The 26851-nt window shown below is 63.4% G+C and carries 32 protein-coding genes; 17 read left to right on the forward strand and 15 right to left on the reverse strand.

The features are described 5' to 3' along the window. Nucleotides 1–32: 32 nt before the first annotated feature. From JGZ97_RS07625 to JGZ97_RS07650, 6 genes are all read right to left on the reverse strand, one after another. Entirely contained in the window at nucleotides 33–401 is a 369-nt protein-coding gene (locus tag JGZ97_RS07625; protein ID WP_207062018.1) for a hypothetical protein, read from the reverse strand. Nucleotides 402–450: 49 nt separating this feature from the next. Continuing rightward, a complete protein-coding gene (locus tag JGZ97_RS07630; protein WP_370584026.1) occupies nucleotides 451–1518 on the reverse strand; it encodes a phosphatidylserine/phosphatidylglycerophosphate/cardiolipin synthase family protein in 1068 nt (355 codons plus the stop codon). Nucleotides 1519–1611: 93 nt separating this feature from the next. Further along, nucleotides 1612–3405 carry an ABC transporter ATP-binding protein gene (locus tag JGZ97_RS07635; RefSeq protein WP_370584027.1) on the reverse strand — a complete coding sequence of 598 codons (1794 nt, stop codon included), beginning with the start codon at nucleotides 3403–3405 and terminating at the stop codon, nucleotides 1612–1614. 10 nt (nucleotides 3406–3415) lie between these two features. Further along, a complete protein-coding gene (locus tag JGZ97_RS07640; RefSeq protein WP_207062019.1) occupies nucleotides 3416–3727 on the reverse strand; it encodes a BolA family transcriptional regulator in 312 nt (103 codons plus the stop codon). A gap of 100 nt (nucleotides 3728–3827) precedes the next feature. Beyond that, entirely contained in the window at nucleotides 3828–5207 is a 1380-nt protein-coding gene (locus JGZ97_RS07645; RefSeq protein ID WP_242521593.1) for a DUF3422 family protein, read from the reverse strand. Nucleotides 5208–5345: 138 nt separating this feature from the next. Next, nucleotides 5346–5705, reverse strand: a complete 360-nt coding sequence (locus JGZ97_RS07650; RefSeq protein WP_207062020.1) for a hypothetical protein — start codon at nucleotides 5703–5705, stop codon at nucleotides 5346–5348. 108 nt (nucleotides 5706–5813) lie between these two features. On the opposite strand from JGZ97_RS07650, the gene JGZ97_RS07655 reads away from it, so the two are divergent. Next, complete coding sequence (locus JGZ97_RS07655; protein WP_207062021.1) at nucleotides 5814–6479, forward strand: hypothetical protein; 666 nt, start codon at nucleotides 5814–5816, stop codon at nucleotides 6477–6479. Between the two features lie 31 nt (nucleotides 6480–6510). On the opposite strand, the gene JGZ97_RS07660 is transcribed toward JGZ97_RS07655, so the two are convergent. From JGZ97_RS07660 to JGZ97_RS07670, 3 genes are all read right to left on the reverse strand, one after another. After that, nucleotides 6511–7431 carry a manganese-dependent inorganic pyrophosphatase gene (locus tag JGZ97_RS07660; protein ID WP_207062022.1) on the reverse strand — a complete coding sequence of 307 codons (921 nt, stop codon included), beginning with the start codon at nucleotides 7429–7431 and terminating at the stop codon, nucleotides 6511–6513. Between the two features lie 90 nt (nucleotides 7432–7521). Beyond that, nucleotides 7522–7683: an oxidoreductase-like domain-containing protein gene (locus tag JGZ97_RS07665; RefSeq protein WP_207062023.1), complete on the reverse strand. Its 162-nt coding sequence runs from the start codon at nucleotides 7681–7683 to the stop codon at nucleotides 7522–7524. A 64-nt stretch (nucleotides 7684–7747) separates the two neighbouring features. Then, complete coding sequence (locus tag JGZ97_RS07670) at nucleotides 7748–8074, reverse strand: hypothetical protein (RefSeq protein WP_207062024.1); 327 nt, start codon at nucleotides 8072–8074, stop codon at nucleotides 7748–7750. Between the two features lie 157 nt (nucleotides 8075–8231). Between JGZ97_RS07670 and JGZ97_RS07675 the strand changes: the two genes are divergently transcribed. After that, on the forward strand, nucleotides 8232–8774 hold the full coding sequence (locus JGZ97_RS07675; RefSeq protein WP_242521594.1) for a lytic transglycosylase domain-containing protein: 543 nt from the start codon (nucleotides 8232–8234) through the stop codon (nucleotides 8772–8774). 1 nt (nucleotide 8775) lies between these two features. Here JGZ97_RS07675 and JGZ97_RS07680 read toward each other — a convergent pair whose 3' ends face one another. Together JGZ97_RS07680 and JGZ97_RS07685 are read right to left on the reverse strand one after the other, a co-directional pair. Then, nucleotides 8776–9051, reverse strand: a complete 276-nt coding sequence (locus JGZ97_RS07680) for an acylphosphatase (protein ID WP_207062026.1) — start codon at nucleotides 9049–9051, stop codon at nucleotides 8776–8778. Continuing rightward, complete coding sequence (locus tag JGZ97_RS07685) at nucleotides 9048–10322, reverse strand: YihY family inner membrane protein (RefSeq protein WP_207062027.1); 1275 nt, start codon at nucleotides 10320–10322, stop codon at nucleotides 9048–9050. Before JGZ97_RS07685 ends, JGZ97_RS07680 begins: the two co-directional genes overlap by 4 nt. 147 nt (nucleotides 10323–10469) lie before the next feature. Between JGZ97_RS07685 and arsC the strand changes: the two genes are divergently transcribed. From arsC to JGZ97_RS07700, 3 genes are read left to right on the forward strand one after another with little or no spacing between them, the layout of a single operon-like run. Beyond that, on the forward strand, nucleotides 10470–10820 hold the full coding sequence (gene arsC, locus JGZ97_RS07690) for an arsenate reductase (glutaredoxin) (protein WP_207062028.1): 351 nt from the start codon (nucleotides 10470–10472) through the stop codon (nucleotides 10818–10820). Then, the gene (gene wrbA, locus JGZ97_RS07695; RefSeq protein ID WP_207062029.1) at nucleotides 10820–11431 is read left to right on the forward strand and encodes an NAD(P)H:quinone oxidoreductase; all 612 of its coding nucleotides are present in this window, start codon (nucleotides 10820–10822) and stop codon (nucleotides 11429–11431) included. The genes arsC and wrbA overlap by 1 nt, the downstream gene beginning before the upstream one ends. Next, nucleotides 11428–11814: a DUF2069 domain-containing protein gene (locus JGZ97_RS07700; RefSeq protein WP_207062030.1), complete on the forward strand. Its 387-nt coding sequence runs from the start codon at nucleotides 11428–11430 to the stop codon at nucleotides 11812–11814. The genes wrbA and JGZ97_RS07700 overlap by 4 nt, the downstream gene beginning before the upstream one ends. 101 nt (nucleotides 11815–11915) lie before the next feature. Here JGZ97_RS07700 and hda read toward each other — a convergent pair whose 3' ends face one another. The 4 genes from hda to JGZ97_RS07720 all read right to left on the reverse strand — a co-directional run bounded on the left by hda (nucleotide 11916) and on the right by JGZ97_RS07720 (nucleotide 15501). Then, nucleotides 11916–12632, reverse strand: coding sequence for a DnaA regulatory inactivator Hda (gene hda, locus JGZ97_RS07705; RefSeq protein WP_207062031.1), 717 nt, complete (start codon nucleotides 12630–12632; stop codon nucleotides 11916–11918). 18 nt (nucleotides 12633–12650) lie between these two features. Beyond that, nucleotides 12651–13718, reverse strand: a complete 1068-nt coding sequence (locus JGZ97_RS07710) for an AI-2E family transporter (protein WP_207062032.1) — start codon at nucleotides 13716–13718, stop codon at nucleotides 12651–12653. A gap of 6 nt (nucleotides 13719–13724) precedes the next feature. Further along, the gene (locus JGZ97_RS07715) at nucleotides 13725–14816 is read right to left on the reverse strand and encodes a DUF2066 domain-containing protein (RefSeq protein WP_207062033.1); all 1092 of its coding nucleotides are present in this window, start codon (nucleotides 14814–14816) and stop codon (nucleotides 13725–13727) included. A gap of 163 nt (nucleotides 14817–14979) precedes the next feature. Beyond that, nucleotides 14980–15501: a hypothetical protein gene (locus JGZ97_RS07720; RefSeq protein ID WP_207062034.1), complete on the reverse strand. Its 522-nt coding sequence runs from the start codon at nucleotides 15499–15501 to the stop codon at nucleotides 14980–14982. Between the two features lie 295 nt (nucleotides 15502–15796). Between JGZ97_RS07720 and purM the strand changes: the two genes are divergently transcribed. From purM to JGZ97_RS07780, 12 genes are all read left to right on the forward strand, one after another. Beyond that, on the forward strand, nucleotides 15797–16861 hold the full coding sequence (gene purM, locus JGZ97_RS07725; RefSeq protein WP_207062035.1) for a phosphoribosylformylglycinamidine cyclo-ligase: 1065 nt from the start codon (nucleotides 15797–15799) through the stop codon (nucleotides 16859–16861). Then, a complete protein-coding gene (gene purN / locus JGZ97_RS07730) occupies nucleotides 16861–17517 on the forward strand; it encodes a phosphoribosylglycinamide formyltransferase (RefSeq protein ID WP_207062036.1) in 657 nt (218 codons plus the stop codon). The genes purM and purN overlap by 1 nt, the downstream gene beginning before the upstream one ends. Nucleotides 17518–17527: 10 nt before the next feature. Then, the gene (locus JGZ97_RS07735) at nucleotides 17528–18238 is read left to right on the forward strand and encodes a DUF3108 domain-containing protein (RefSeq protein ID WP_207062037.1); all 711 of its coding nucleotides are present in this window, start codon (nucleotides 17528–17530) and stop codon (nucleotides 18236–18238) included. Nucleotides 18239–18256: 18 nt separating this feature from the next. Continuing rightward, nucleotides 18257–19657 (forward strand): pyruvate kinase, encoded by a 1401-nt coding sequence (gene pyk / locus JGZ97_RS07740; RefSeq protein WP_207062038.1) that lies wholly within the window; start codon nucleotides 18257–18259, stop codon nucleotides 19655–19657. Further along, nucleotides 19657–20352 (forward strand): SprT family zinc-dependent metalloprotease, encoded by a 696-nt coding sequence (locus tag JGZ97_RS07745; protein ID WP_207062039.1) that lies wholly within the window; start codon nucleotides 19657–19659, stop codon nucleotides 20350–20352. The genes pyk and JGZ97_RS07745 overlap by 1 nt, the downstream gene beginning before the upstream one ends. Before the next feature lie 45 nt (nucleotides 20353–20397). Continuing rightward, the gene (gene thpR, locus JGZ97_RS07750) at nucleotides 20398–20961 is read left to right on the forward strand and encodes an RNA 2',3'-cyclic phosphodiesterase (protein WP_207062040.1); all 564 of its coding nucleotides are present in this window, start codon (nucleotides 20398–20400) and stop codon (nucleotides 20959–20961) included. A gap of 57 nt (nucleotides 20962–21018) precedes the next feature. Further along, on the forward strand, nucleotides 21019–22020 hold the full coding sequence (gene pfkA, locus JGZ97_RS07755) for a 6-phosphofructokinase (protein ID WP_207062041.1): 1002 nt from the start codon (nucleotides 21019–21021) through the stop codon (nucleotides 22018–22020). Nucleotides 22021–22167: 147 nt separating this feature from the next. Next, nucleotides 22168–22335: a hypothetical protein gene (locus JGZ97_RS07760; RefSeq protein WP_207062042.1), complete on the forward strand. Its 168-nt coding sequence runs from the start codon at nucleotides 22168–22170 to the stop codon at nucleotides 22333–22335. A gap of 263 nt (nucleotides 22336–22598) precedes the next feature. Then, nucleotides 22599–23000 carry a TM2 domain-containing protein gene (locus tag JGZ97_RS07765; RefSeq protein WP_207062043.1) on the forward strand — a complete coding sequence of 134 codons (402 nt, stop codon included), beginning with the start codon at nucleotides 22599–22601 and terminating at the stop codon, nucleotides 22998–23000. 49 nt (nucleotides 23001–23049) lie between these two features. After that, nucleotides 23050–24399 (forward strand): paraquat-inducible protein A, encoded by a 1350-nt coding sequence (locus JGZ97_RS07770; protein ID WP_207062044.1) that lies wholly within the window; start codon nucleotides 23050–23052, stop codon nucleotides 24397–24399. Next, on the forward strand, nucleotides 24396–26066 hold the full coding sequence (gene pqiB / locus JGZ97_RS07775; protein ID WP_207062045.1) for an intermembrane transport protein PqiB: 1671 nt from the start codon (nucleotides 24396–24398) through the stop codon (nucleotides 26064–26066). Before JGZ97_RS07770 ends, pqiB begins: the two co-directional genes overlap by 4 nt. Further along, entirely contained in the window at nucleotides 26063–26695 is a 633-nt protein-coding gene (locus JGZ97_RS07780) for a membrane integrity-associated transporter subunit PqiC (protein ID WP_242521595.1), read from the forward strand. The genes pqiB and JGZ97_RS07780 overlap by 4 nt, the downstream gene beginning before the upstream one ends. The last annotated feature ends 156 nt before the right edge of the window (nucleotides 26696–26851 follow it).

The following is a 26851-nucleotide window of genomic DNA, read 5'->3' on the forward strand; positions in this document are numbered from 1 at the left end:
GCGTTCGCACCCTCGCTACCATCGGTGAGGTGTCAACCGCCGGTGTCATAGGGCCAGTAGGTAACCCGGTAAAACTCACCGATATGCAGCACCCTCACCCGGTCGCCGACGTTAAAGCGACCGGCTTGAGATACGGCCTGCACCACCTCAATCTCCTCTCCGCTGTCCATACGGATACTGAGTTTCATCGCCTCTTCCGGGGTTCCCTCCGCCGTTTTGGCCTGGGCCGCGCTGATCCACTCGACGATGCCGAACTGCACCCACTGGGGCTCGGGTGGGGTCGGTCGTGGCTGATCGTTCACCGGCTCGACGCCTTGCTGCGCCCGGCTGTCCTGCACTGGCGATTCGGCGCAACCGACCAGGAAGGTGAAGGTCAATAACAACACCGCGGCCTGTTTCATCCAGCCACTCCTCGGGTCCTCTGGAACTTTTTAGAGTGTAGACCAGGGCTCAAAACAGACGCAGCACCAAGCCGTGAGCCAACCCACGGCAGAACCCCCAAACCCGTTGATACCAGGGACGGGCCATCCAGTATTGATAGGTAACCTCTTCGCTCTGGGCAAAATCGGCACGAAAGGTGGCGTAAACGTCTTCAGCGAGGCGCGCATCCTGCACCTCCTGGTTGGCCTCCAGGTTCCAGCGCAGGTTCCAGTGATCCAGGTTACACGAGCCAAGGGAAAGCCAGTGGTCGCAGACCCCGACCTTGGCATGAATGAACCGCGGCTGATACTCGTAAATCCGCGCGCCGGCGGCCAGCAGCGGCCTGTAATAACGGCGCGCGGCGTAGTACAGGCCGGGGTGGTCGGTTTTCGGCCCCGGCACCAGCAGGCGCACATCGACCCCCCGCAGGGCGGCGTTGCGCAGCGCGCGGCGGATGGACCAGGAAGGCAGAAAGTAGGCGGTCGCCAACCAGATCCGGTGCTCGGCACCGTTAATATGGCGGCGGAAGTTCACCTTGATCTCCTGGCTGCGCAGGCCCCGGGTGGTGGCGATTTTCATCTGCATATCGCCGACCGCAACCGCCTCTTCGTTCAGCGCCAGGGGCGCACCGCCGCTTTCGTTCCAGAGGCGCGCGAAAAGCCGCTGCCAGTCGTTCACCACCGGCCCTTCCACCCGCAGCATCAACTCATGCCAGCCCGGTGTCCCGTCGGGCGCGCTGAGAAACTGGTCACACAGACCGGTACCGCCGGTAAAGGCGATGCGACCGTCCGCCACCAGCAGCTTGCGATGATCCCGAGAAAAGTTGGCCAGTCCCTTGCCAAGACCGAGGGGGTTGAACACCCTTAGTTCGACACCGGCCCGCTCCAACCGGCGCCGATCATGTTGACTCAGCGCCTGAGCACCGAACCCGTCCACCAACAGACAGACTCTGACGCCCCGCCGGCAGGCCGCGGTCAGGGCCTGGCAGAAGCGATCCATCACGGTGCCGGACTCCACCAGGTAGAACTCCAACAGCAAACTGTGCCGCGCACCCTCTATGGCCTGCAGCATGGCGGGAAAGTACTGTGCCGAGTCCACCAGCAAGGTGGCCCGGTTACCCGGGCGCCAGGGCCAGCGCTCGCGGCGACGCCTGACAGCCTTACGCTCCTTCAGCCCTCGCTCTCCTGTCGCTTATTGGCGTTCTCCGTACAGCTTGGCATAGAGCCCCTTTTCCGCCAATAACTGCTCATGACGTCCCTGCTCACAGATACGCCCGTCCTCGAACACGTAGACCCGGTCCGCTTCGCGCACCGCGCTCAAACGGTGGGCGATAATCAGGGTGGTGCGCCCGGCCAGAAAGCGTCCCAACGCCCGGTGCAGCGCGTATTCGGTCTCGGCATCCAGGGCCGATGTGGCCTCATCCAGAATCACCACGCTGGGATCGGACAGCACCATGCGGGCGATGGCGAGTCGCTGGCGCTGCCCCCCGGAAAGGCGCACGCCCTGGCGGCCGACGCGGGTCTCCAGGCCCTCCTCCAGACGCTCGGCAAAGCCCTTGAGCTGGGCCACTTCCAGGGCGTGCCAGAGGCGAGCATCCGCCATGGGCCGCCCCAGGGTCAGGTTGGAGCGCAACGAACCGTTGAAGATAGCCGGCTGCTGTAACACAGTCGCCACGCACTCACGGACCCGCTCAAAACCGATCCGCTCGGCCGGCACGCCGCCGAACAGCACCCGCCCCGCCCGCGGCGGGTAAAGCCCCAGGATCACCTGAATCAGGGTGGACTTACCGCCCCCACTGGCCCCCACCAGGGCCACTTTTTCCCCGGGTTCGATGGCAAGGCTAACCCCCCGCAACACCTCCTCGTCGTCCCGGTAGCCGAAATGGATGTTCTCTACGGCCAACCCCAGGGTGCGCTGCCCCTGGAAGGGGTCCTCCAGCGCCGGGTAACGGGGCTCCTCACCCAGCGCCATCAGGCGATTGATCCGCTTAAGCGCCGCGTTGGCCGCATAGAGGGCATACTGCATCCGCAACACGTCCTGCACCGGCGTCATCATGAACCAGAGGTAGCCGAAGACCGCGATCATCTGCCCGACACTGAGCCCGGAAAAGACCACCATCAACATCGACAGGGCGCGGAACAGGTCGAACCCCACCATGAAGGTCACAAAGCTCAGGCGATTGGCGGCGTCGGAGCGCCATTCAAAAGCGGCAGCGTGTTCACGCACCTCGGCGGCACGCCCGGTGAGCTGGTTCAGGTAATGCCGTTCCCGGTTGCTGGCCCGTATTTGCTGAATCGCGTCGAGGGTTTCGGTCAGGGCCGACTGGAAGCGCTCAAAGGCACTGTTCTCGCGTAGCTTAAGCGTTTTGACCTGTTTGCCGATAAGCATCGTCAACCAGACCACCAGCGGATTGAGTACGAGAATAAACAGCGCCAACTGCCAGTGCAGCCACAACAGCACCGCGGCGGCGCCGAAAATGCTTAGCACGGCCACCAGCAGCTTGCTGACCGAGTCCCCCACGAAGCGGTCGATGGTGTCCAGGTCGGTGACGAAGTGGGTCGCCACGGTACCGGAGCCCAGGGTCTCGTATTCGGCCATGGAGATCCGCTGCAGGCGCTCGAGCATGCGCCGACGCATGCGAAAAATGACATCTTTGGAGATCAGGGTGAACTCGCGCCCCTGCCACACGTAGAGGCCGAGTGAGACCAGGCGCAGCAGCACGGTCAGGATCAGCACCGCGCCGATGTAGAGTACCGGCCCCTGCCAGGCGGGGGGAAACCAGTGGTTAAGGGCTGCCACCACCGCCCCCGGCTTGTCCAGCAGGACTTCATCCACCAACAGGGGCATCAGCAGCGGAAGGGGAACGGCGGCCAGGGTGGCCGCCACGGCGATCAGGTTGGCGAGAATCAGCTCCCGGCGATGCTCCAGGGCCACCGCCAGCACATAGCCCCAGTCGAAGAAGGCAGGTGCTTGCCGTTGACTCACGCCGCAGACCTCAGCGGGCGGGAGTTCCCCGGCAAGCGGCCGAGGCGGGCACCTCACCCTGTCGCTGCTGCCACTCCTCGCCGGTATAAAGGTGCATCACCAGGGCATGCACCGGCCCCTGCATCTCCTCGGCCAGCAGGCCGTAGATCTGCTGGTGACGGGCCACGGCCCTTTTGCCCTCGAAATCATCGGACACCACCACCAACTTGAAATGGCTGTCGGTGGCCGGCCCCCGATGCAGGTGGCTCTCGTTTTCGATCTGCAGGTGCTGAACCTGCAACCCCTGGCGGACTTTTTCCTCTATCTGCGCATGCATGGTCATGGCGTCGTTCCCGTCTGAAGAGCATTGTCGGTGGTATGGACCACGGAAGCGGCAGTTTATCACCTTGGGGCCCGGCATACCCGACTCCCGTGGTTGGATTTCACTGCGGATCAGGCTCCTGACGGCTGAAATGATGGTGGATCCGGCGGGTTCCCCACCACACCACCGCCATCACCACCGGAATGGAAAGCCCTGTGGCCAGCGACTTGTCGATGGGCACCCCTTGGGCATACAACGCCTCGTAGCCCAGCTTGAGCAAGCTGACCAGGTAATAGCTGATGGCGGCGACCGACAGCCCCTCCACCGTCTGCTGCATTCGCAACTGGATGCGACTGCGCCGGTTCAAGGCCCCCAACAACGACTGGTTCTGCTCCTCGATGCCCAGCTGGACCCGGGTACGGAGCAACTCGCTGGCCCGGTCGATACGGGTGGAGAGGTTCTCCAGGCGGTTGCCAATGGCCTCGCAGGTGCGCACCGCCGGGGTCAGACGGCGCTCCAGGAACTCGTTGAGGGTCAGGTGGCCGGCCACCTCCCGCTCCCGTTCGCGCAGCACCTCCAGGCGCTGCTCCACCATGCCGTGATAGGCGCGGGTGGCGGAAAAACGGTAGTTGGAGCGGGCCCGGAAAGCTTCCACCTGGGCCGCCATCTCCGACAGCATCACCAGCAGGCCGCGCTCGTCGGCCGCCGACTCAAGCTGCGCGATACCCGCCGTCACCTGCTTGAGCTGCAGCTCCAGGGTGTTGAGCTGCGGCGCGATCTCCCGCGCCAGGGGCAACCCGAGGGCCGTCAGCAGGCGATAGGTCTCGAGCTCCACGAAGCGCTGCACCAGGCGTCCGAGCTGGGTTTCGGTCAACCCGCGGTTAAAGATCATAAAACGTCCGAAACCGTCACTGTGCAGCCGAAACGTCGTCCACACCATGGCCCGGCCGTTGGCCGGCTGGCTCCCCACCAGCCGCAGCTTCTCGAAGTAATCGGCCACCTGCTCCACCGGCGGCTCGCCCCCCTGCTCCGCCTCCTCGATCAACAGGTGAAAAGCGCCCACCACCTGGCCCGGAAGCTGGTTGAGCCACTCCGCGGGCACCCGGTCCAGAGCATTTTGAGCAAAAGGCGCCCCCTGCCGTGGGCCCTTGCTGATAAAGGTGTAGCTGGAGAACTCCATATGCCGTTCCCAGCGCAACTCAAAGAGGCCGAAGTCCTGGTGAAAACAGGGCATGTTGGGGGTGGGCGCGGTCATCTGAAAGCGGTCGCAGAGTGCGGTAAGGAGCTGGTGCTCCTCGACTTTCAGCTTGCCACCGTGGAGGATCGCGAAGTGGGTCAGCTGCGAGGGGCTCTGCAGCACCTGGTAAGGACGGCTGTGCAGCTCGTTATAAAGCTCTTCGCGCAGTGGGTGGACCCGCAGGTCAGGTAACCGCCCGTTCAGAGAGGCGGCGGGGACGGAAGCCCCATAAGGGGCCGCCGAGGGCTGCTGAGACATCGCCATAACGCTTCCAAAATCAATACGGTGAGACAGCTTTTCGGTTCCGGCACCCGGGTGCCTTCGACGTTTGTATCACGCTGTTTCGAAAATTGATATGGGCGCCGGCGGGCTTTTTTCGCAGCGCAACAAAAAAATAACGGGCTACGACTCCATTTGCGCCACCAGCAGCGGCTCATCAGCCAGGTCGAAACAGATAAGCTGCGGCGCCACCTCGAACCAGCGCTCGAACAGGGCCCGGGAAGGGGCCGGCCAGGCATCGCCGAATTCATCCCAGGCGCCCAGTTCATTATCCCAGATCCTGCGCCAGAGGCGGTCGAGCTGAGCAGCCACGTCGGCATTTTCCCCACCCTCGGTGACCAGGTAGACCCGCCCCTCCGCGCGGTGCGCTTCCAACGATAACGGCGCCTCAAGACCTGAGATGTCAGTTTCAAGGCCATTGACCCAGTCGACGTAGGGCTGGCGGGGCAACACCAGTAACGCACTGCGATTGATCAGTTTCATCACGCCCGGACTCCTTGCTTAAAGAGCCGTTATTGTGCGACTCCCGGGCCGTTCTGCAAAGCTGCTTCTTGGATGATTTCCCGTTAAACTGCGGCCATGATCATCCGTGTGCTCCCACAACTTTCCTCGGCCCCCGAATGGATCGCATTCTGTCGCCGTGAGACCCCCTACTGCTTTGTCGAGCAGCCGGACTGCCTGGTGGATTTTCAGAGCAACCACCTGGTCATCACCCTGCTGAACCGGCAGGTGCGCAATGGCAAGGAAGCGATCAAGTACAGCATCGGTTCTGCGCAAAGCATCGAACCGGCGTGGAACTTCATCAAGGCCTGTCAATTCGACCTCGGGTACATGGTGCAAGGGTTGGAACAGGTCAACTTTGAGGGCAACGCGCGGGACAACAGCGGCTTTCCCGCCCTACAAGGGATCGGCATTCGAAAATTCTTCGCCAAGGAGCGGGCCGTGATCTCCCCGGCTGTTCTCGGGGTACTCGAGCCTTTGAAGACGCTGCCGGAGCACTGGGATCTGCACAATGTCTGCCGCCTGCTGGCCAATCGGCAGGTGCTGGATCTGCGCCATCAACCCCTTGCCGGCAATGCCGCCGACGACGCTCCTGCCAGCGCGGACGCGCTGCTGCTTGAACTGGTGGAGCGCCCCGATGGATGGCGAGTGCGGTCGATGGCGGGGCGCATTTGCGTGGCTCGGGAAAACGGCCAACTTTACAGCTTTATTCCCCAGCTGGCAGAGAGCCGCCGCGGTTTATCGCGTATCGCCTGAGACCGCGACGGCTCCAGCTTCGCCAGTCAAATCAGGCGAAGCGCTTCTCCAGCGGCGGCACCACCTGCTTCTTGCGGCTCAACACCCCCGGCAGCCAGGCTTTGCCATCCTTCAGGGTGACGCCAAACGCTTCCTCGATAAACGCGGGCGCGTCACTCGCCACCAGCAGCTCGGAGCCTTCGTTCATGATATCGGTCAGCAGCAGGCAGACGCTGTGGCGGTTGCCCTCAACCCGTAGCGTTTCGATGTCAGCCAGCAACTTCTCCTTGATGGTATCGAACACGGACAGGTCCACCGTCTCCAGCTGGCCGATGCCGACCGTGCGACCGCTCATGTCGAAATCCTTGAAGTCCCGCAGCACCAGTTCCCGTACCGGCGTGCCCTGCACGTCCGACTTGACCTTGAACATCTCGATGCCGAACTGTTCGTAATCCCCGACGCCGGCAATCTCGGCCAGTTGCTTGACCGCCTTGATATCCAGTTCGGTGCAGGTGGGTGACTTGAAAATCACGGTGTCGCTGAGAATGGCGCTCATCATGATGCCGGCGATGTTGCGGGGAATTTCAACCCCGTAGTACTCGAACATCTCCTTGATGATGGTGTTGGTGCAGCCCACGGGCCGGATCCAGCACTCCAGCGGAGCGCTGGTGGTGATATCCCCCAGCTTGTGGTGGTCCACGATACCCAGCACCGTAGCTTTGTCCAGGTCGTCCGGACTCTGGGCCCGGTCGGAGTGGTCCACCAAATAGACCGACTCGTCGGCAAACTGGGTTTTCAGCACCGGGGCTTCCAACCCGAACTTATCAAGGATATAGGCAGTTTCCGGGTTCAGCTCGCCCTGACGAACCGCCACCGCGGGTTCGCCGATGGCGTTCTTCAGGTGCGCCAGGGCCAGCGCGGCGCAGATGGAATCACTGTCAGGAATTTTGTGTCCGAGTACGTAGGCTGTCATAACGATCTCCGTATAGTTTGTGCGCGATTGTAACAAACCTTAGGAGACAGACAGCCCAAGACCTTGGTCGATTTTTACAGTTGGGGAGGATCAGGATTCACCCGTGATCTGGGTCGTTTTGCGCTTTTCCGACTGTTGCTGCTGCCAGCGGTGAAGGGCTTCGTAGTAGCGATCCCAGACGCACGGGTCGCAGCCGCCCTCGCAGCACTCCCCGTCGCCGGGAGGGGTCGGTTTGGTGGTGGGCTCGGCCATCGGTATTTACCTCGGGTACAGCTGTAATTAACGGCCAATATCCTACTTTAACGCTAGGTTTTTGTCACGCCTGAGGCGCTGCGGTGGCTCCCCCCTCACGCTCCAGCAACGCTTTCAACCTGCGGCGACAGTCGGTGACCCGACAGCTTGCCCCATGAGGACAGCTCAGATGCAGCGCTCTCACCTCTCCGTCATCCAGGTCCAGCAACGAAACCAGCACCACCTCTTCCCGCTCCCGCTGGCTGCGTGCCCGCTTGAGCAGCGACACCGTATCCTCGCCGCGAAGAAAGCGCCTGCGCGCCATGGCGCAAATCTCATCAAAGTCGTAGTTGCCCAGACAACCGGGCACGTGGCAGGCCATGATCACATCCCTCTGCAGCACCGGGCACATCGTCGCTTCCTTCCGGCTCCCGACAACCTGGCTTTAACCTGAATTTAGCAGAAAGAAAGCCCCCCGGTTTGGCATTACGGAGCCCTTGCACCCGGCCTGCCGGTCACGCAAAATTCCGTTCATGTGGAAACGTATCAGGCGCGCGGCGCCAGCTCTTTTGATCCTGCTTCTCGCCGCCCCCCCCGCGGCGGCGAATGTGCAGGGGACAGCGGTGGACAGCAACCTGCGCCACTGGCTGAAAGCGGCGGTCGACAAAGCCGACAGTTTCGAAGATCGGTTCGACGCCGAGGTCTGGCTGGTGGACATGTCCAACCGGATTCGGCGCTATGTTCCCGACGATGCCGAGCGCCTGCACATTCTGCGCGCCGCCCATCGCGAGGCGCAGCGGGCGGGCCTCCCGCCGGACCTTGTACTGGCGGTTATTCACACGGAGAGCCTGTTTCAACGCTTCGCCATCTCGGTGGTCGGCGCCCAGGGGCTGATGCAGGTAATGCCTTTCTGGAAAGCGGAAATCGGCCGCCCCCAGGACAACCTCACCGACATCGACACCAACCTGCGCTACGGGTGCACCATCCTGGCCTACTATCTGGAAGTGGCCAAGGGGGATATCACCGAAGCCCTGGCCCGCTACAACGGCAGCTACGGGCGCATGAAGTACCCCAAAAAGGTATTTCTGGCCCAGAACCGCTACAGCGACTAGCCTAGCGAACCTCGAACCCTTGCAGCGCCGGGTCCGGCTCGACCTCTTCAACCTCCACGTCGGCCACGTTCGCCAGCGGTGGGCCCTGGCTGAGCCAGGCTTCAAGCAGTCGCACCGCGTTGGCATCCCCGCTCATCATCACCTCCACCCGCCCGTCAGGCAGGTTCCGGACCCACCCGTCGACGCCGTTACCGTCAGCCTGCTCCTTGGTAGACTGGCGAAACCAGACACCCTGCACTCGGCCACTGACCCAGGCATGCAATCCCAAACGATTCATACGCGCTCCTTCCCGATCGAAGAGTTCGAGACACCGGTGGCACGGACCGAGTAGAGCCCGTCCAGGCTGGTCGCCAGCGCATCCTCACGCTGCTGCTCCAGGCTTCGAAGCTGGCGATCAAGTTCAATTTGCCAGGGTTTGCTCAACCCCTCCCCCAGCGCCGCGGGCAACGGCCAGGGACAGGCCCGCCACAGTTCCTGCACGCTGATCGCCCGGGGGTCCCTGCAGAGCACCACCGTGCCCTGATCCGTCTTGGCGACCAGTCGCTGATCCACCAGCAGTTCCAGGTAATCATCCAGGGCTAGCGTCTCAAGACCCGGAAGGCGCTTGAGCAATTCATCGCGACCAACGCCGCGGCCAAGAGGATAGTTCTCCCAGAGCACTTCCAGCAGCCCCAGCACCCAGCGCAGATGGGAGTATTGCCGCGCATGACGTTGGCCCCGGTAGGTACTCTGGGCCCGTACCAGCTCAGCCCCCAGCAGAATGATCAGCCAAGAAATATAGATCCAGGCCAGAAACAGGGGGAAAGCGGCAAAGGCGCCGTAAATCAGCTCATAGGAGGGGAAATGGGTGACGAACAGGGTAAAGGCCCGCTTGGCCGCCTCGAACAGAACCGAGACCACCAGCGCCCCGACAAACGCGTGGGGCACCGGCACCCGGCAGTTGGGAACGGCGGCGTAGATCAGGGTAAAGGCACCGACGCTGGTGGCCAGGGTCACCAGCCCCAACCAACGCTCACGCCCTCCCAGCACCGCGGTGGCGTCACTGATCAAGGGGAGGGAGACCAGGTAGGAGGTGAGCACAAAACCCAACCCAAGCAGCAAGGGGCCCAGGCTCAGCACGGCCCAGTAGAGCAAGAAGCTCGAAAGCCCGCGACGGTGGCTTCGCACCCGCCAGATGCGGTTGAACGCCGACTCGATGGTCTTCAACATCAGGTAGGCGGTCACCACCAGCACACCGATCCCCAGGGCCGTGAGGGTGCGGGCCTGATTGGCGAATCCCGACAGGTACTCCTTGACCGCCAGCCCGCTGGCCGGCACGAAATGGTTAAAAATCAGGGTTTCGAGCTGCATGCTGACCCCCTGAAAAGTGGGAATGGAGGAGAGCATGGCATAGGTCACCGTCATCAATGGGACGACGGCGAACAGCGTGGTGTAGGTCAGGGCCGCCGCATTCAGCCCGCCGTGATTGGCATTAAACTCGGTCAACAGGTAGCGCAGGAAATGCCAACCGGCTATAACCGGATTACTTTCGAACCCTTTTGCGCCCATTTTTCCAGCTCCACTTAGTTCGCTGTTTATTCGCTGTGACTCGCTCCCCATAGAGTTTAGAATACCCGCAACCGCAGGCAAAAGACCCTATTTTTTAGGCAGTTATAGCCTGCTCGCCACACCCGGACCCGAGGAGGCCGTATCACCATGAGCTCAATCACCCTGTATCACAATCCCCGCTGCTCCAAATCCCGCGCCGCCCTGCAGTTGCTGCAGTCGCGGGGGGTTGAGCCCCAGATTCGCCTCTACCTGGAGAATCCCCCCTCCCGCAACGAGCTGGAGCAGCTGCTGACGCAACTGAATATCGGCCCCCGCGAGCTGCTGAGAAAAGGTGAGGATGCCTACAAGGAGAACAACCTCAAAGACCCCGCCGTGAGCGATTCGGCCCTGATAGACGCCATGCTCGCTCACCCCAAGCTGATCGAGCGCCCCATCGCCATTTGCGGCGAACGCGCAGTCATTGGTCGTCCCCCGGAAAATGTGCTGGAACTGCTCTGATGACGAGCCCCTATGTACTGGTGCTCTACTACAGCCGCCACGGCGCCACCGCCGGTCTTGCCCGTCACCAGGCACGGGGAGTCGAAGAGGTGCCGGGGATGGAGGCACGGATCCGCACCGTCCCTGCCGTATCGGCCACCTGCGAGGCGACCGAGCCGCCGATCCCCGAAGAGGGCGCCGTCTACTGCACGGAGTCGGATCTGCGCGACTGCGCCGGGCTGCTGCTGGGCTCCCCCACCCGCTTCGGTAACATGGCGGCCCCGATGAAATACTTTATTGATGGCACCAGCAGCCTCTGGTTGAGCGGAGGGTTGAGCGGCAAGCCGGCCGGGGTTTTCTCCTCCAGCGCCAGCCTGCACGGCGGGCAGGAGACCACGCTGCTGTCCATGATGCTGCCGCTGCTGCACCACGGCATGCTGCTGACCGGGCTTCCCTACACTGAATCAGGGCTGCTGACCACCGACGCCGGCGGCACGCCCTACGGCGCCACCCACGTTTCAGGCACCGACAACGCTCGCTCGTTAACCGAAACCGAGTGTGCGCTGGCGCGCGCGCAGGGTCGCCGGGTGGCGGAGATCGCCCGCCGCTTGCTTCAGGGAGCTGCCCCATGAAAGATTCATTGAGACTCAAGGTACAGATCAGCGGCTGGCTGAGCCGCGGCTCGCTACTGGGGCTGATCGCCGTCATCACCCTCTGGCTTTTCTGGCTCTCTCCTCCCGAGCGCGCCAACCCGTTCAGCATCTGGATTTTCCAGGTCCTGCCGCTGTTGCTGTTCCTGCCCGGGGTGCTGGCGGGCAAGCCGCGGGTCCACGCCTGGCTCTGTTTCGTGATTCTGCTCTACTTCTGCGGCGCGGTGCTGACCGCAACCGTTCCCCAGCTGCGCCTTTACGGACTCTTACAGTGCCTGCTCACCAGCGTGCTCTTCACCAGCGCCATGCTTTACGCGCGCTGGAAGAGCCAGTGGCTGCGTAGCCAGTCCGCTGCCGAGGAGTAAGCCGGAGGCGGGTTTGAAAGGCTCAGCGCAAAGGCGATACGCGAATTCGCCGCGGCGCTTTGCTAGCAAAGCATCGCGACAAACCGTCTCCCCCCGGGACTCTACCAGCCCAGGGTTTCCTTGATGAAGGGAATGGTGACCCGGCGCTTGGCGCTCAGCGAGGCGCTGTCCAGCCGTTCGAGCAGGGCGAAGAGCGCCGACATCTGACGCGGGCTGCGGTGCAGGATATACAGCGCCGCCTCTTCACTCAGCTGAATTCCCCGGGCATGGGCCCGCAGCTGCAGGGCCTGTACTTTGCCCGCATCATCCAGCCCGTGGAGCTGAAACACCAGCCCCCAGCTCAGGCGGGAAGCCAGATCAGGCAGCCTGATCCGCAGGCGGCGCGGCGGGGCATCGGCGGCAACCAGAAGGGCGCAGCCGGCATCCCGGAGACGGTTGAAGAGGTGGAAAAGCCCCTCCTCCCAGTCCGCGTCGCCAGCAACGGCGTGCAGGTGGTCAAGGCAGACCAGCTCCAGGCTTTCGAGCCCTTCAAGTACCTGCGGGCCGTAGGCCACGACCTGGTCCAGGGGCAGATACAGGCTCTGACGCCCCACTGCCGCGGCCGCGTGGCAGGCCGCCTGCAGCAAATGGGTGCCGCCGCTGCCGGACGGTCCCCAGACGAAAACGAAATGTTCGTCTCCCCCCTCGGCGGCGGCGCGCACCGCCACCACGGCCAGGGCGTTATCCCCGGGATAAAAATTGCTAAGAGTGGCGTCATCCCGCAGCCCCACACTCAGCGCCAGTTGGTGAGGATGGGCCTTGGTCACAGTGTCAGTCATGAGGCAAAAAATACCGAATCAGCGGCGCTCGCACTCCGCATTGTAAAGCTGGCTACCTTTGTAACCCTCGTGAAGATGGCGCAAGAATACCATGACCACCGCCGCTGCTGGCAAGGCAAGCAGCACCCCGGTAAAACCAAACAGTTGGCCGCCGGCCATGATGGCGAAGATCACCGCCACCGGATGCAGGCCGATTCGATCGCCCACCAGCCAGGGGGTCAGCAGCATCCCCTCCAGTGCCTGGCCGACGATGAAAACCATCACCACCAGCCCGGGGTGCAGCAGATCCTGAAACTGCACGAACGCGGCCACCAGTGAAGCGCTGATCCCGACGACAAACCCCATGTAGGGAACGATGCTGGCCGCCCCGGCAAGCAGCCCCAGCAGAAGGGCCAGGTCGATACCGATCAGCGCCAAGCCACTGGCATAGACCGCCCCCAGGCAAATCATCACCAACAGCTGGCCTTTGACGAAAGCACCCAGCACCTCGTCGCACTCGCGGGCCCAACGACTGACCCGCCCCTCCAGGTTGCGCGGCAGCAGCTGGTTGATCCGGTCCAGCATCACGTCCCAGTCGCGCAGAAGATAGAAGGTCACGACGGGAATCAGCATCAGGTTGGCGAACCAGCCGATAAAGACCAGACTCGAGCGGGTCGCCTTTGACAGCAGCTGTCCCAGAAGGTCGCTGCCCTCGCGCCAATTGGCCCGAACCAACTCTCGCAGGTGCTGCAGATCGAAGGCGCTGACGTCCACCCCCAGCATCACCTCCAGTCGGGGCAACGCCTGGTTCTGGAGCCAGTCGATGATGCGCGGCAGGCGCTCAACCAGAGCGTTGATCTGGTGGCCCAGCATCGGCACCAGCCACAACAGCAACAGGCCAAAGAGCAGGGTAAAGGCGATAAAGACCAGGACCACCGACAGTGTGCGCGACATTCCCCGGGCCTCGAGCCGATCGGCGGCAGGATCGCCCATGTACGCCAACAGAGTGGCCACCAGGAAGGGGAACAGGATCGGCTCGAGCAGGTAGAAGAGCACACCGGCGAGCAGAACGAGACATAAAACCAGCCAACGTTGCGAATCGGTCATGATACCTCAGTCATCCCAGCGATAATGGAGTTCGCCCCGGGCCTCGCCCGCGAGCTGGGGGCGGGGCTCGAAGCGTTTGTCCAGCCCGATCACCCCGCGCAACTGATCCAGGGAGCCGTTAAGAACCAGCCGCAAGGTCAGGGCATCGTCGGCGACAGAATCAACCAATAGCTGCTCAACCGGGCTTTGCCGGCGCAGGTAATCGGTGACCGCCATGTAGTCGTCAAGGTCGCGGACGCCGTCTATCCGCAGCATCACCCCGTCCTCGCCGTAGCCCATGTCGCCGCCGCCGACGAAATCGGCGAACAGGCGGTCGGCGGCCTGGTCCACCGCCGAGGCCAGCTGCGCATCAAGGCTGTCGCCGCGCCCCTCGAACTCGTGGGTCTGCCCCCGCCAGAGCAGTTGCCACTGGCTCTCCCAACCGCCGGAGATCCGGTAGATGCGCCCCACCAGCACCGAGTCGGCCTGATAGCGCTGGGATGCGCTCAGCACGCTGCGGGAGAAAAAGCCCCAGGCATCACTGACCGGCAACGCCGCCTCATCCTGCAGGTCAAGCAGCGGTCGGAAAATAGGCAATCCCCGGGCCCGGGCGCGCCCCAGCATCCCCTCCAGCACCGGGTCGGCATCGCGTCCCAGATACTCACGTACGCCCCCCTTCTCCTCGACCACCCAGACCAGCACGCCAGGACGGGTCGGCCCGAGCGGTCGGATGTTGGCCTGTGCCAGCAGCTCGTTGACCAACTCCGGCGCAAACTCGATGCGCAGACGATGGGCCAGCACTTTGCGACCATCCGGAGTCACCCGGGGTATGTTGGTGCTCTGGTAACTGAACTGTTTGATCAGCCGCGACGGATTCTGCATTCCCGCCTGAAGGGCCGGCGTATTGAGCACGTCCCGCCGCCCGCTCACCCTTACCAGCACCCGCTCCAACGCCTCGGAAACCAAACCCGGGGCCACCTGTACCGACTGCTCAGCTACCAACAGCTCGGCATTGTAAAGCCCCTGCACCTGGGCAGCCCGAGCGGATGCCACCAGCAGCAGGGGAAGCATAAGCCCCAGCATCCACCCTTTGACAGACAGTCGGCCTTTCAACGTCATTACTCCCGGTCCAATGTGAGCGCCAAGGATAAACCATGGTCTGCCAACTCCAAAGCCCAAGCCAGCAGCGCCCCTCATCACCCCGGGCCACGCCGGGGTGTGCTCCAATAGTTAAATCCCTATTCCGGGATCTGCCCGGCGCAGCGGTGAGGGGCCCGGCTTGCTAGAACCCGAGCGAGCCGGCGCCGGTGACCGAAAACCACAAGCCGGTGGGCGAGGTTACGAATACCACGGGAGCCAGGCAGGGATCGGGCAGATCCAGATCCGCTTCGATTCGGGCATCACCATTGCGGGGGTCCCCCACCATCACCTCGGCATCGTTATCGGTCATCAGGTTTTCGATCACCGGCTCCCCTTCGGTGTTCAGCGTCATGCAACTCACCACCGCGCGAAAAAAGGGCGCAGGGTTGAAACCGAAACCCGGCTCGGAATCGGGTATGATCAGCCCCCGCACTTTTATCTTCAGCTCTCCGTCTTCCTTCAGCGTGCCCTTGGCCTCCTCCAGCACCCAGGGCAAGCCGCCTCCCTCCACCTCGCGGATGGGGTTGCCGCCGTCCCGAAGAAAAGGGCCGTCAACGCCAACCATGGTCCAGAACTTAAGGACCGTGTTTCCCGAAGCCTGGGCGGTCCCCGCCAACCCCAGGGTTAAAGCAATCAACAAAACATGCATTAAGCGAAGGTTCATCTCTGCCGTCCTCTAATAGCCAAACGTGGAAGGGCGTGCCCCCGGTGCTTCTAGAAAATCGGCATCGACTGACCGACATACAGCCCTTTTCGCTCCCCAAGGGCAGACCCGTGTCTCAAGGCCAGCACGGATTCGATTCCGGCGAGCCCCACTTCGAGCCCGGTAAGTGTAGATGGCAAAACGTATTTAAACGCTCGACGAGGCGAAAGGGACGGCAGGAGGCGGCCTTCTAATGGTATAATCGCCGCCCACTTCAACCGGGTTTTGATCAAGTTTCGGGACTTACTAAAGAATCATGAGCGAAAACAAAGACCTAAAGGCAAGATCCATCAGCTACAAAGACGCCGGCGTCGACATCGACGCCGGTAACGCCCTCGTCGACCGGATCAAGGGGGTGGCCAAGCGGACCCGGCGTCCCGAAGTGATGGCCGGCCTCGGGGGCTTCGGCGCCCTCTGCGAACTGCCCGCCGGCTACAAGCAGCCGGTGCTGGTGTCGGGCACCGATGGCGTGGGCACCAAGCTGCGCCTGGCCATGGACCTGGGCAAGCATGACAAGATCGGCATCGACCTGGTGGCCATGTGCGTCAACGACCTGATCGTGGCCGGTGCCGAGCCGCTGTTCTTCCTCGACTACTACGCCACCGGCAAGCTCAACGTGGACGTGGCCGCCGACGTGGTCAGCGGCATCGGCGAAGGCTGCGAGCAGGCCGGCTGTGCCCTGGTGGGTGGTGAAACCGCGGAGATGCCCGGCATGTACGAGGGCGAGGACTACGACCTGGCAGGCTTTTGTGTCGGCGTAGTCGAGAAAGACGAGATCATCGACGGCAGCCAGGTCCAGGTGGGCGATGTGCTGTTGGGACTGCCCGCCTCCGGCCCTCACTCCAACGGCTACTCCCTGATCCGTAAAATCATCGAGGTGAGCGGCGCCGATATCAACGCCGACTTCGACGGCCGCACCCTGGGTGAGGCCCTGCTGGAGCCCACCCGTATCTACGTCAAGCCCCTGCTCAAGCTGATTCGCGAATGCGGCGTTAACGCGCTCTCCCACATCACCGGCGGCGGCCTGCTGGAAAACCTGCCGCGGGTACTGCCGGACAACGCCAAGGCGGTCATCGACGTCAACAGCTGGCAACGCCCGGCCATCTTCAACTGGATCGCCGAGCAGGGCAACGTGGAGGCGCGGGAAATGTACCGAACCCTCAACTGCGGTGTCGGCATGGTGATCTGCGTGGCGGCGGACAAGGCCGACGCGGCGCTTGAACTGCTGCGCGCAGAAAACGAAGCCGCCTTCGTCATCGGCAGCATCGAGTCCCTCGGCGCCGGCGAAGAGCAGGTGGAACTCAAGGGGCTGAACGCCTGATGAGTGACCTGCCCAACATCGTTGTCCTGATCTCCGGCAGCGGCACCAACCTGCAGGCGATCATCGATGCCGTGCGCAGCGGCGACATTCCCGCCCGCATCAGCCTGGTGCTGAGCAACCGGCCCGAGGTCAAGGGGCTGGAGCGGGCCCGGCAGGCCGGCATCGAAACGAAAGTGCTGGATCACACCGAGTTCACCAGCCGCGAGGCTTTCGACGCGGAGATGATCCGCCAGATCGACCGCCAACAGCCCGACCTTGTGGTGCTGGCCGGTTTCATGCGGATCCTCACCGGCGACTTCGTGCGCCGCTACGAGGGCCGCATGATCAACATCCACCCCTCCCTACTGCCCAAGTACCGGGGCCTGCACACTCACCAGCGGGCCCTGGATGCCGGGGAGCCTGAGCACGGGGTGACGGTCCACTTTGTCACCGAGGAGCTGGACGGCGGACCCAACATCATCCAGGCGGTGGTGCCGGTGCAACCGGACGACACCGCCGAGACCCTCGCCCAGCGGGTCCAGGTGCATGAGCACCTGATCTACCCGCTGGCGGTCAAGTGGTTCACCGAAGGGCGTATCCGTCTCACCCAGGGCGAGGTGACCCTGGACGGCACCCCGCTGCCCCCCGGCGGCTGCCTGCTGGACAGTCGGGACTAAACTGAGCGCCATGCTGGGTACGCGCCTAAAAAACGGCCTGTTGATCGCTCTGCTGCTGGGCAGCGGGCCCCTGCCGGCGTTCCCGCTCACCCCGTTCACCGCGACCTACGAAGCAGACTTCGAACTGGGCGTTGGGCTGGCCGGGGATGCGGTGCGGACCCTCAAAAAGCTGCCCAACGGCGACTGGCGCCTGGCCGTGGAAGCCGATGTCCAGGTGGCCGAGTTCCGCGAGTCAACCCAGTTTCGGCTGTATGAGGAACGGGTTCGGCCGCTGCGCTACGACTATCGCCGCAAAGTTTTTGGCAAGAAGCGCAGCGCCACCCTCACCTTCGACTGGCAAGCCCTGAGTGTGCTCAACGACGTGGAAGACAGGCCCTGGAAGATGCAGGTTCCCCCTGACGCCCACGATAAGCTCAGCTACCAGATTCAGTTGCGCCGTGACCTGGCCGCCGGCAACACCGAGATGAGCTACCCGGTGGCCGACGGCGGTCGCATCAAGACCTACCGCTTCGGCGTCCTCGGGCAGGAATCGGTGCGTACTCCCGCCGGGCGCTTCCAGGCACTGAAGGTCGAGCGCCTGCGCGACCCGGACAGCGAGCGCAAGACCCTGATCTGGTTCGCCCCGGCGCTGGACTACGCCATCGTCAAGCTGGCCCAGACCGAGGATGACGGCAAGGAGTACCGCTTGCTGCTCAAGGCGATCGATACCAAGGCCCCTTAAGGCAGACAACCCCCAGCCATGCGAAAAACCAAGATCATCTGCACCATCGGCCCCGCCACCCAGTCCCTGGAAATGCTTGAGCGCCTCTACCATGCCGGCATGAACGTGGTCCGGCTCAACATGTCCCATGGCGACCACGCCTGGCACGCTTCGGTGATCAAAGCCATCCGCAACCTTAATCGCAAGGTCAAATACCCGGTTCCCATCCTGCTCGACACCCAGGGCCCGGAAATTCGCACCGGTGACCTGGCCCAGGAACTGAACCTGCGGGAAGGCTCGGTGATCAACGTCAGCGTACGGGGCAGCGAGGACGTGGAGACCACCTCCATTCACGTCAACTACGACGACCTGGTGGAAAACGTCCAGCAGGGGGACCGGATTACCGTCGACAACGGGCTGATCAACCTGGAAGTTCTGGAAAAGCAAGACCGCAACCTGCAGTGCCGGGTGCTCGACGGCGGCGTGCTCAAGAGCAAGCGCCACGTCAATCTGCCGGGGATTCGGGTCAACCTGCCCGCAATCACCGAAAAGGACCGCCGCGACATCCTGTTCGCCATGGAGCAGGAGCTCGACTACATCGCCCTCTCTTTTGTTCGCGAAGCCAGCGACATCGCCGAGCTGCGCCAGCTGCTGGGGGACAAGGCCAACAAGATCAAGGTGATCGCCAAGATCGAAGACCAGGAAGGGGTGCGCAACCTGGAGGAGATCATCGAGGCCGCCGACGGCGTCATGGTGGCCCGGGGCGACCTGGGAGTGGAAATCCACGTCGAGCAGCTCCCCAACGTGCAGCGGCGCATGGTGCGCCTGTGCCTGGAGCATGGCAAGCGGGTCATCGTGGCAACCCACCTGCTCGAATCCATGATCGAGAACCCGATTCCCACCCGCGCCGAGGTGACTGACGTCGCCAACGCCATCTACGAGGGCGCCGATGCGGTAATGCTCTCGGGGGAAACCACCATCGGCCGCTACCCGGTCAAGTGCGTGGAGTACCTGGACAAGATCGCCGAGACCAGCGAGCGCGAGCCGGGTCTCGAGTTCGCCCGCAACCTGCAAAAGCGCGACGAGAAGCAACACCTGGCCGCCTCCACCGTCCACCTGGCCGAAGCCCTGGGGGCCAAAGGCATCGTGGTGATCACCCGCCGCGGACTGATGGCCAACTACGTCACCAACTGCCAGCCCCACAAGACCCCGATCTTCGCCTTTACCAACGACCCACGGACCCGCCGCCAGCTGCTGCTGAACCGCAGCGTCTACCCGTTTCGGATGGAGTTCAGCCAGACCCCGGAAAAGACCCTCGCCGCCGCTTTTGCGCTGCTCAAAGAAAAGGCCGGCTTTGTTTCCGGTGACCAGGTGGTGGTCATCTCCGATATCCTCGCCGGCTCCGGCGTCGACGCCGTGCAGGTACGAGAGCTGCCCTAGTGCAAGCCCCTCGGTTTTCCCTGCCCTGGCGGGTTCGCTATACACGCCGCCGCGGCAGTATCGCGATCAAGGTGACTGATAGCGAAATCCGCCTGCTGGCCCCCCAGGGCACCGCCCAGAAGACCCTCGTCGAGCTGCTGCATAAGCGCGCCGACTGGATCGAGCAAACGCTGGCGCGGCGCCAACATCAGGCACCAACCCTGCCCAACTACCAAAGCGGGGAGGCCCTGGCACTGGAGGGGCGCCACTACCCGTTGCAGGTCAGCCACGGGACATCTGCCGCCCTGCGCCTGCACCCGACCGGGTTTGAACTCACCCTCCCCGGCGATTGCCATGACCGGGAATCGCGCCGTGACCTGATTCGCAGCTGGTATCAGCAAGAGGCCCAGGCCCGTTGGCCGGCCCGGGTGGATGCCTGGGCCCAACACACCGGCCTGCGTCCAAGCAGCCTCAAGATCCGTCCCTACAAGAGCCGCTGGGGCTCCTGCACCCGGCAGGGGCGGGTCAGTCTCAACACCCTTTTACTGGGCGCGCCGGAAGCGGTACTGGACTACGTCATCGTCCACGAGCTCTGCCACCTGGTCCACCTCAACCACTCTCCCGCCTTCTGGGAGCTGGTCAGCACCTATTGCCCGGACTGGAAGCGCCACCGCCGCTGGCTCCGCGAGGAAGGTCACCGCCTGGAACTGCGCTGAGCCCCACTGGTGAACTAAGCCCCACGGCTGGACTAAGCTGTGCTCATGCGCCTGTTTACCGCCATCGAATTACCGCCCGCCATGCAGCAGGCCCTGGCGCAGCTGTGCTTCGGCCTGCCCCGGGTGCGCTGGGTTCCCGAAGAACAACTTCACCTGACCCTGGTGTTTATCGGCGAGGTCAACCCCGCCTGCCTGGAGGAGATCCAGGAAAACCTGACGCAGGTTGCCATCGCACCTTTTCGGCTCGAGTGCGGGGGGATCGGCAGCTTTCGTTCCGGCGTTCTCTGGCTAGGGGTCGATAAGTCACCGCCCCTGCTGTCGCTGGAGGCCGAAATTCGCCGCCAGCTGCGGAGCATCAACGGCATAGCGATCTCCAGCCGTCGCTACAAACCGCATATCACCCTCGGGCGGTTGGACCGCCAGCAGCCGCCGCGGCTGGACAGTTTCCTTGAACAGCACCAACACAACCGCTACAGCTTTGAGGTGGACCACTTTGTCCTCAAGGTGAGTCAGCTAAGCCCCAAGGGCGCCCGACACCGGGTTCTCAATCACTTCGGCGCGCCTGCCCCTTCGTCGCGCCCTTCGCCACGCCCGGCAGCGGGCCGCTAGAATACCCCTGAGTGGGTGCGTGCCTGAGCTGTAACCGTTTTCGTCAAGGAGCCCCTTATGTACGGCCTTACCCCCATTGCCCGCCAACGCCCGCTCCAACGCATCGCGGTGCTCACCAGCGGCGGCGATGCGCCGGGTATGAATGCGGCCATCCGCGCCGTGGTGCGCACCGGCTGCGCAGAAGGCGTGGAGGTATTGGGGATCCGCCGGGGTTACAGCGGCCTGCTGGCCGCTGACATGACCCCGCTGGACTCGGCGGCAGTGGCCAATATTCTTCAACGCGGTGGTACCGTGCTCAAGAGCGATCGCTGTGAGGCCTTTCACGATCCGGCTAACCGTCGCAAGGCCGCCGACGAACTGCGTCAACAGGGTGTGGAAGCACTGGTCGTCATCGGCGGCGAAGGGTCGCTCACCGGCGCCCTGCACCTGGAGCAGGAAACCGGTTTCCCGGTGCTTGGCCTGCCGGGCACCATCGATAACGATATCTACGGCAGTGACGACAGCATCGGCTTCGACAGCGCGGTCAACACCGCCTTGAGCGCCATCGACCGCATTCGAGATACCGCCAGCTCCCATGATCGTCTGTTCCTGGTCGAGGTGATGGGGCGCAACACCGGCTTCATCGCCGCCTATGCCGGCATTGCCGGCGGTGCCGAACTGATTCTTGCCCCCCAACGGGAGCCTGATCCTGAAGCCCTCTACCGGCAATTGCTCAAGAGTCAGCAGGCCGGAAAAACCAGCAGCCTGGTGCTGGTCGCCGAGGGCTCCAAGCCCGGGCGCACCCAGTGGCTGGCCCAGGAGTTGGAGCAGAAAGGTCTCGAACCAAGGGTCTGCATCCTGGGCCATACCCAGAGGGGCGGCGCGCCTACCGGGCACGACCGCATGCTGGCCTCCTACCTGGGATCGATGGCGGTCCGCCACCTGCTCGCCGGCGACTCCCAGGTGATGCTGGGGGTTCGCAACAACACCCGGGTTGCAGTCCCCCTGACTCGGGTGGTGAACCGTCGCAAGCACCTGGACCCGGGCGTCCTGGAGCTCGCGGCTATCCTGCACGAATGAGGAAGTACCGACAGGCGCTGGTCTAAATACAGCCTCTCAATACCCGACCACCGCCTTAACCGACGCCCCCTGCCGGTGCAGCTGAGAAACGATCGGCGCGGCGAGCGGTCCAACTTGGCCAAGGCTGGCTAAAAAGGAACAGAACCGGTGTTACCCAAAAATTTTTACGAACTCCTGCCCTTTATCTACTCCCTTGTAGGCATGCTGTCGCTTTTGCTGGTGGAGACCCCCTTGGCACTGATCTTCAGCCTGATGCTGATCATGGCCGGACTGGTCTTGGTGGCAATGCGTTTTTACCACCGCCACAGGAGTTAGCCTGACCGCTTGCGTCCAACCGCATTCTCTTCCAACCGAATCGCCTGAGCGCATTGTTACTCCGTCTGTCCCCTGCGCACCTGCGCCTTCCCAAGCCGGCTGATTCGCCACGCTGAATCCGTCAGTTACCCCGGTTCACGCCAACCCTGTGCTAGCTTAAAGAGTGACTTAAGCAGGCTGACTTAGACGGGTTGACTCAGGCGGTTTGACTTAGACGGGTTGGCTCGGGCGGTTCGTTGATCTCACTGGCGAAGGAAGGATGCATGAACCACGGTGATACGCACAGCAAACTGATCGGCTACCTGTTGTGGATATTCGGCTTTATGGGCGCTCACCGGTTTTACTACGGCAGACCCATCTCCGGGACGATCTGGTTTTTCACCCTGGGCCTGTTCCTGATCGGGTGGATTGTCGATCTCTTTCTGATTCCCGGCATGGATCGCGATGCCGAGATCCGCTACGAGGGAGGCGCCGTCAGCCACACCGTCAGCTGGATACTGCTGACCTTTCTCGGCATCTTCGGGGTACATCGCATGTACATGGGCAAATGGCTCACCGGCATCCTCTACCTGTTCACCGGCGGGCTCTTCCTACTGGGCCTCCTGTACGACCTGTGGACCCTCAATGAACAGGTGTCGCAGCAGAACCGGCTGCGCCCCCTCTAGGGGCATGACGGCCTGACCGCTAAGCGATAACTTAAGAGCGAATCGCCCGGTGATCCTGCTCCCCGCTCACTTTCCCGCGCAGGTGTTCCGCGAACCCCGCGTCGACCATTTGCCGCCGGAAAAAATCACAAAATATCGACGCCTGCGCGCCTGTCACGAGTGCGACTGGCTGATGGCGCTGCCGCGCCTGAAGGCCGGTGAAATGGCCAAGTGCCCCCGCTGCGCCACGCCCCTGGTGCGACGACACAGGCGCCCCGCCCAACGCAGCATGGCGCTGGCGGTTGCCGCGCTGATCGCCTTGGCGGTGTCCCTGGCATTCCCTTTTTTCCGCCTGAGCCTTAGCGGCATCGAGACTCGCCTGGACCTGCCCGGACTTGCCTCCACCCTGCTCGCGTTCGAACAGCCGATCGTGGCGATTACCGTGATGCTGACCGTGATGGTATTGCCGTTATTGTTCCTGCTGGCGGTCATCTGGCTGCAATACGGCCTACTGAGGGGCCGTCCACTGCCGGCCAGCCGCAGCATTGCCCGCGCCCTCACCCACCTGTACCCCTGGATGATGGCGGACGTCTTTGTCACCGGTGCCCTGGTGAGCCTGATCAAGGTTTCCGGCATGGGGGATTTCGAACTGGGCCCCGCCTTCTGGGCGTTCTGTGCCTTTGAAACCCTGTTTCTCTTCTGCCTGCAATCGTTGGATCCGGATTGGCTCTGGTTTGCCCTGGCCGGCGAACCCCGCCCGCCCCGGGGCGCCCGCCCCGGAGATACCGCGGCCCGGCAAGGCGTCGCAGGCTGCCCCACGTGCGGCGTCGTGAACCGGCTGAGCGCCACCGGCTGGGCCCGCTGTCGACGCTGCGCCGAGCGCTACCCGGTGCGCCGGCCGCACAGCCTGCAGCAGACCTGGGCCCTGATCCTGGCTGCCAGCCTGATGTACCTGCCCGCCAATATCTACCCCATGATGACCTCCCAGGCCCTGGGACAGGTTTATCCCGGCACCATCCTTGGTGGTATCGTCGCCATGTTCGAACTCGGCTCCTGGTTTGTCGCCATCGTCATCTTCGCCGCCAGCGTGGTGATACCGATCGGCAAGATCATGCTGCTGGCCTGGCTCTGCCTGGTCGCCCGCCGGGGCGAGGGCGTTAATGCCAGAGCCCGCACCCGGGTTTACCGGGTCATCGACTTCATCGGACGCTGGTCAATGGTCGATATCTTCGTCATGACCATCGTCGTATCGCTGGTTCAGGCCGGTTCCCTGGTGTCGATCACCCCGGGGCCGGCGGCACTTGCCTTTGGTGCCGTGGTGATTCTCTCGATGCTGGCGGTCATGGCCTTCGATTCACGCCTGATCTGGGACTCACCGGATCAAGCCACTTCCGCCAACCCTGAAGGGAGCGCCCCGTGAGCCGTCGCGCGGCCCCCGTCAGCCAGGAGGCGCGGGCCCGGGTCTCGCGTCAGCCGCGGCTGTCGCCGATCTGGATCGTGCCCCTGGTCGCCACCCTGATCGGCCTATGGCTGCTGTATGACAACTACCTGGGGCGCGGCCCGGAAATCATTCTGATCATGGAGAACGCCGAGGGAATCGAGGCGGGAAAAACCCTGATCAAGACCCGCAACGTCGAGGTTGGCAGGGTGGAATCCGTCACCCTGGACAAGGACCACGAGCACGCCCGCCTGCGCGCGCGTATGAGCCCTGAAACCCAGCCCCTGCTGGTGGAGGACAGCCGCTTCTGGGTGGTCAAACCCCGCATCGGGCGCCAGGGCATCAGCGGCCTGGGCACCGTCCTCTCCGGCGCCTTTATCCAACTCGAGCCCGGGGAAAGCGACGCCGCCAGGCGCCGCTTCGAGGTCAGCGAACAGCCGCCGGTGGCCGCCCCGGGGGCCGAGGGCAAACGACTCACCCTGATCAGCCAGCAGGGACACTCGCTGCGGGTCGGTGATCCGGTCAGCTACCGGGGCTTTGTGGTCGGTCGTATCGAAATGGTGACCTTCAACCCCGAGATCCGCCAAGTGCGCCACGGCATCTTTATCGAGGCCCCCTACGATGACCTGGTAACCACCGGCAGCCGCTTCTGGAGCGCCAGCGCCTTCAACCTCAGTTTTGACACCGATGGCCTCAAAGTCTCGGTGGATTCCCTTGAAAGCCTGCTGACCGGAGGCGTCACCTTCGCGGTCCCCACCGGCCTCCCCGCCGGGGAGCCCGTGGCAGCCGAAACCACCTTTGCCCTCTACCCCGACCGGGAGACCGCGCACGAGGGCACCTTTAACCGCTACCTGGAGTACGTACTGCTGGTGGAAGAGTCGGTAAGCGATCTGAAGATCGGCGCGCCGGTGCGGTTTCGCGGCGTTCGGATCGGCACCGTGGCCGCGGTTCCCTGGCATTTCAACGACCCACCGGGACTTTTTCTCGAAGATCGGCGGATTCCCCTGTTGCTGCGCATCGAACCCCAGCGCCTCGGCGGATCCCGCGACGAGCTCGACCTCAAGGCCTGGGCACAGCGCTTCGAGGAGTTCTTCACCGAGGGACTGCGGGCATCGTTGGACACCGACAACCTGCTGACCGGCGCCCTCTTCGTCAACCTGCATTTCGTGGCCGAGCCCGCCCCTTACATGGCGCAGCAGTTCCACCACCAGCCGGTGATGCCGGGTACGGCGGGGGGCAGCCAGCTGGAGCGACAAGCGGGCGAGTTGCTGGCTAAACTCAACGCCTTGGAAGTGGAGCCGCTGCTGGCCTCCCTCAAGGCCAACCTGGAGGCCTCCGAAGCGATGCTGAGAGAAGTGCGGACCCTCTCCCGCGGCCTGCAGGCCTATCTCGATGCGCCCGACACCCAGGCGCTGCCGGCCAACATCAATGCCACCCTGGGTAGCCTGGATGCAACACTGCAGGGCCTTTCTCCCCGCTCCTCGGCCTATCGCACTATCCTCGATGCGGCCCAGAGCCTCGACCGGCTGGTGAGGGACCTGCGTCCGACGGCGCAGGCGCTGGGCGACGACCCAAGAGCCCTGTTGCTGCAGACCTCCAATGGCGATGATCCGCAGCCGCGGGCCCCGGCAGGAGAACCCTCACCTTGATTCGCCCTCTGCTCGTGTTAACCGCCGTCCTGGCGCTCACGGCCTGCGCCGGACCCGGCCAGGGGATAAACCGTTACCTGCTCCCTCCGGCCGGCGAGATGAACGTCGCCCCCCGCAGCGGCAGCCTGCTGCTGCTTGAACCCATCGAAATCGCCCCCTACCTTGAAGCCGAAGGGCTGTTGCTCCAAATTGATGAGATCACCCTTAACCAGGCCCGCCAGCACCGCTGGGCAGACCCGCTGCGCCACCAACTGGAGCGGGGGCTGCGTCAGCGCCTGGGAGCCCGCCTTCCCGACACGCACATTCTTCAGGATGAACCGGTCGCGTCCGGTACCCAGCCCATGCGCCTTCAGGTCAGGGTGGACCGTTTTCTCGGTCACTACGCCGGTTATGCCCTCACCAGCGGTCTTTGGCAGCTCTGGAGCGCCAAGGGCGAGCTGCTGGTAAGCCGACGTTTTCAGGTGGAAACACCGCTCCAGGCTGACGGGTATCCGGCGTTGGTCAAGGCACTGGGAAACGGCTGGAACGAGGTGGCGGCGCAGATCAGCAGCGCAGTGCAGCCGCTGGTCGCGGCTACTCCCGAAAAGTCCACAGCGACCCCCGACACGACTGCGGCGCAGCCCGAGTAAAGCAGCCGCGACTTCGCGCTGGAAAGCTGCGGCATGCCAAGGGCCAGACTCAGCCGGGCCGGGAGGATAATTGTATTCTTTTTGGGGCTAAATACCGCGAACATCCGATTTTTTATAGTACTATTCATCAATATTTAACGATTAAACGGTACTGCT

The organism is Motiliproteus sp. SC1-56 (assembly GCF_017309075.1).
Lineage (GTDB): Bacteria > Pseudomonadota > Gammaproteobacteria > Pseudomonadales > Balneatricaceae > Motiliproteus.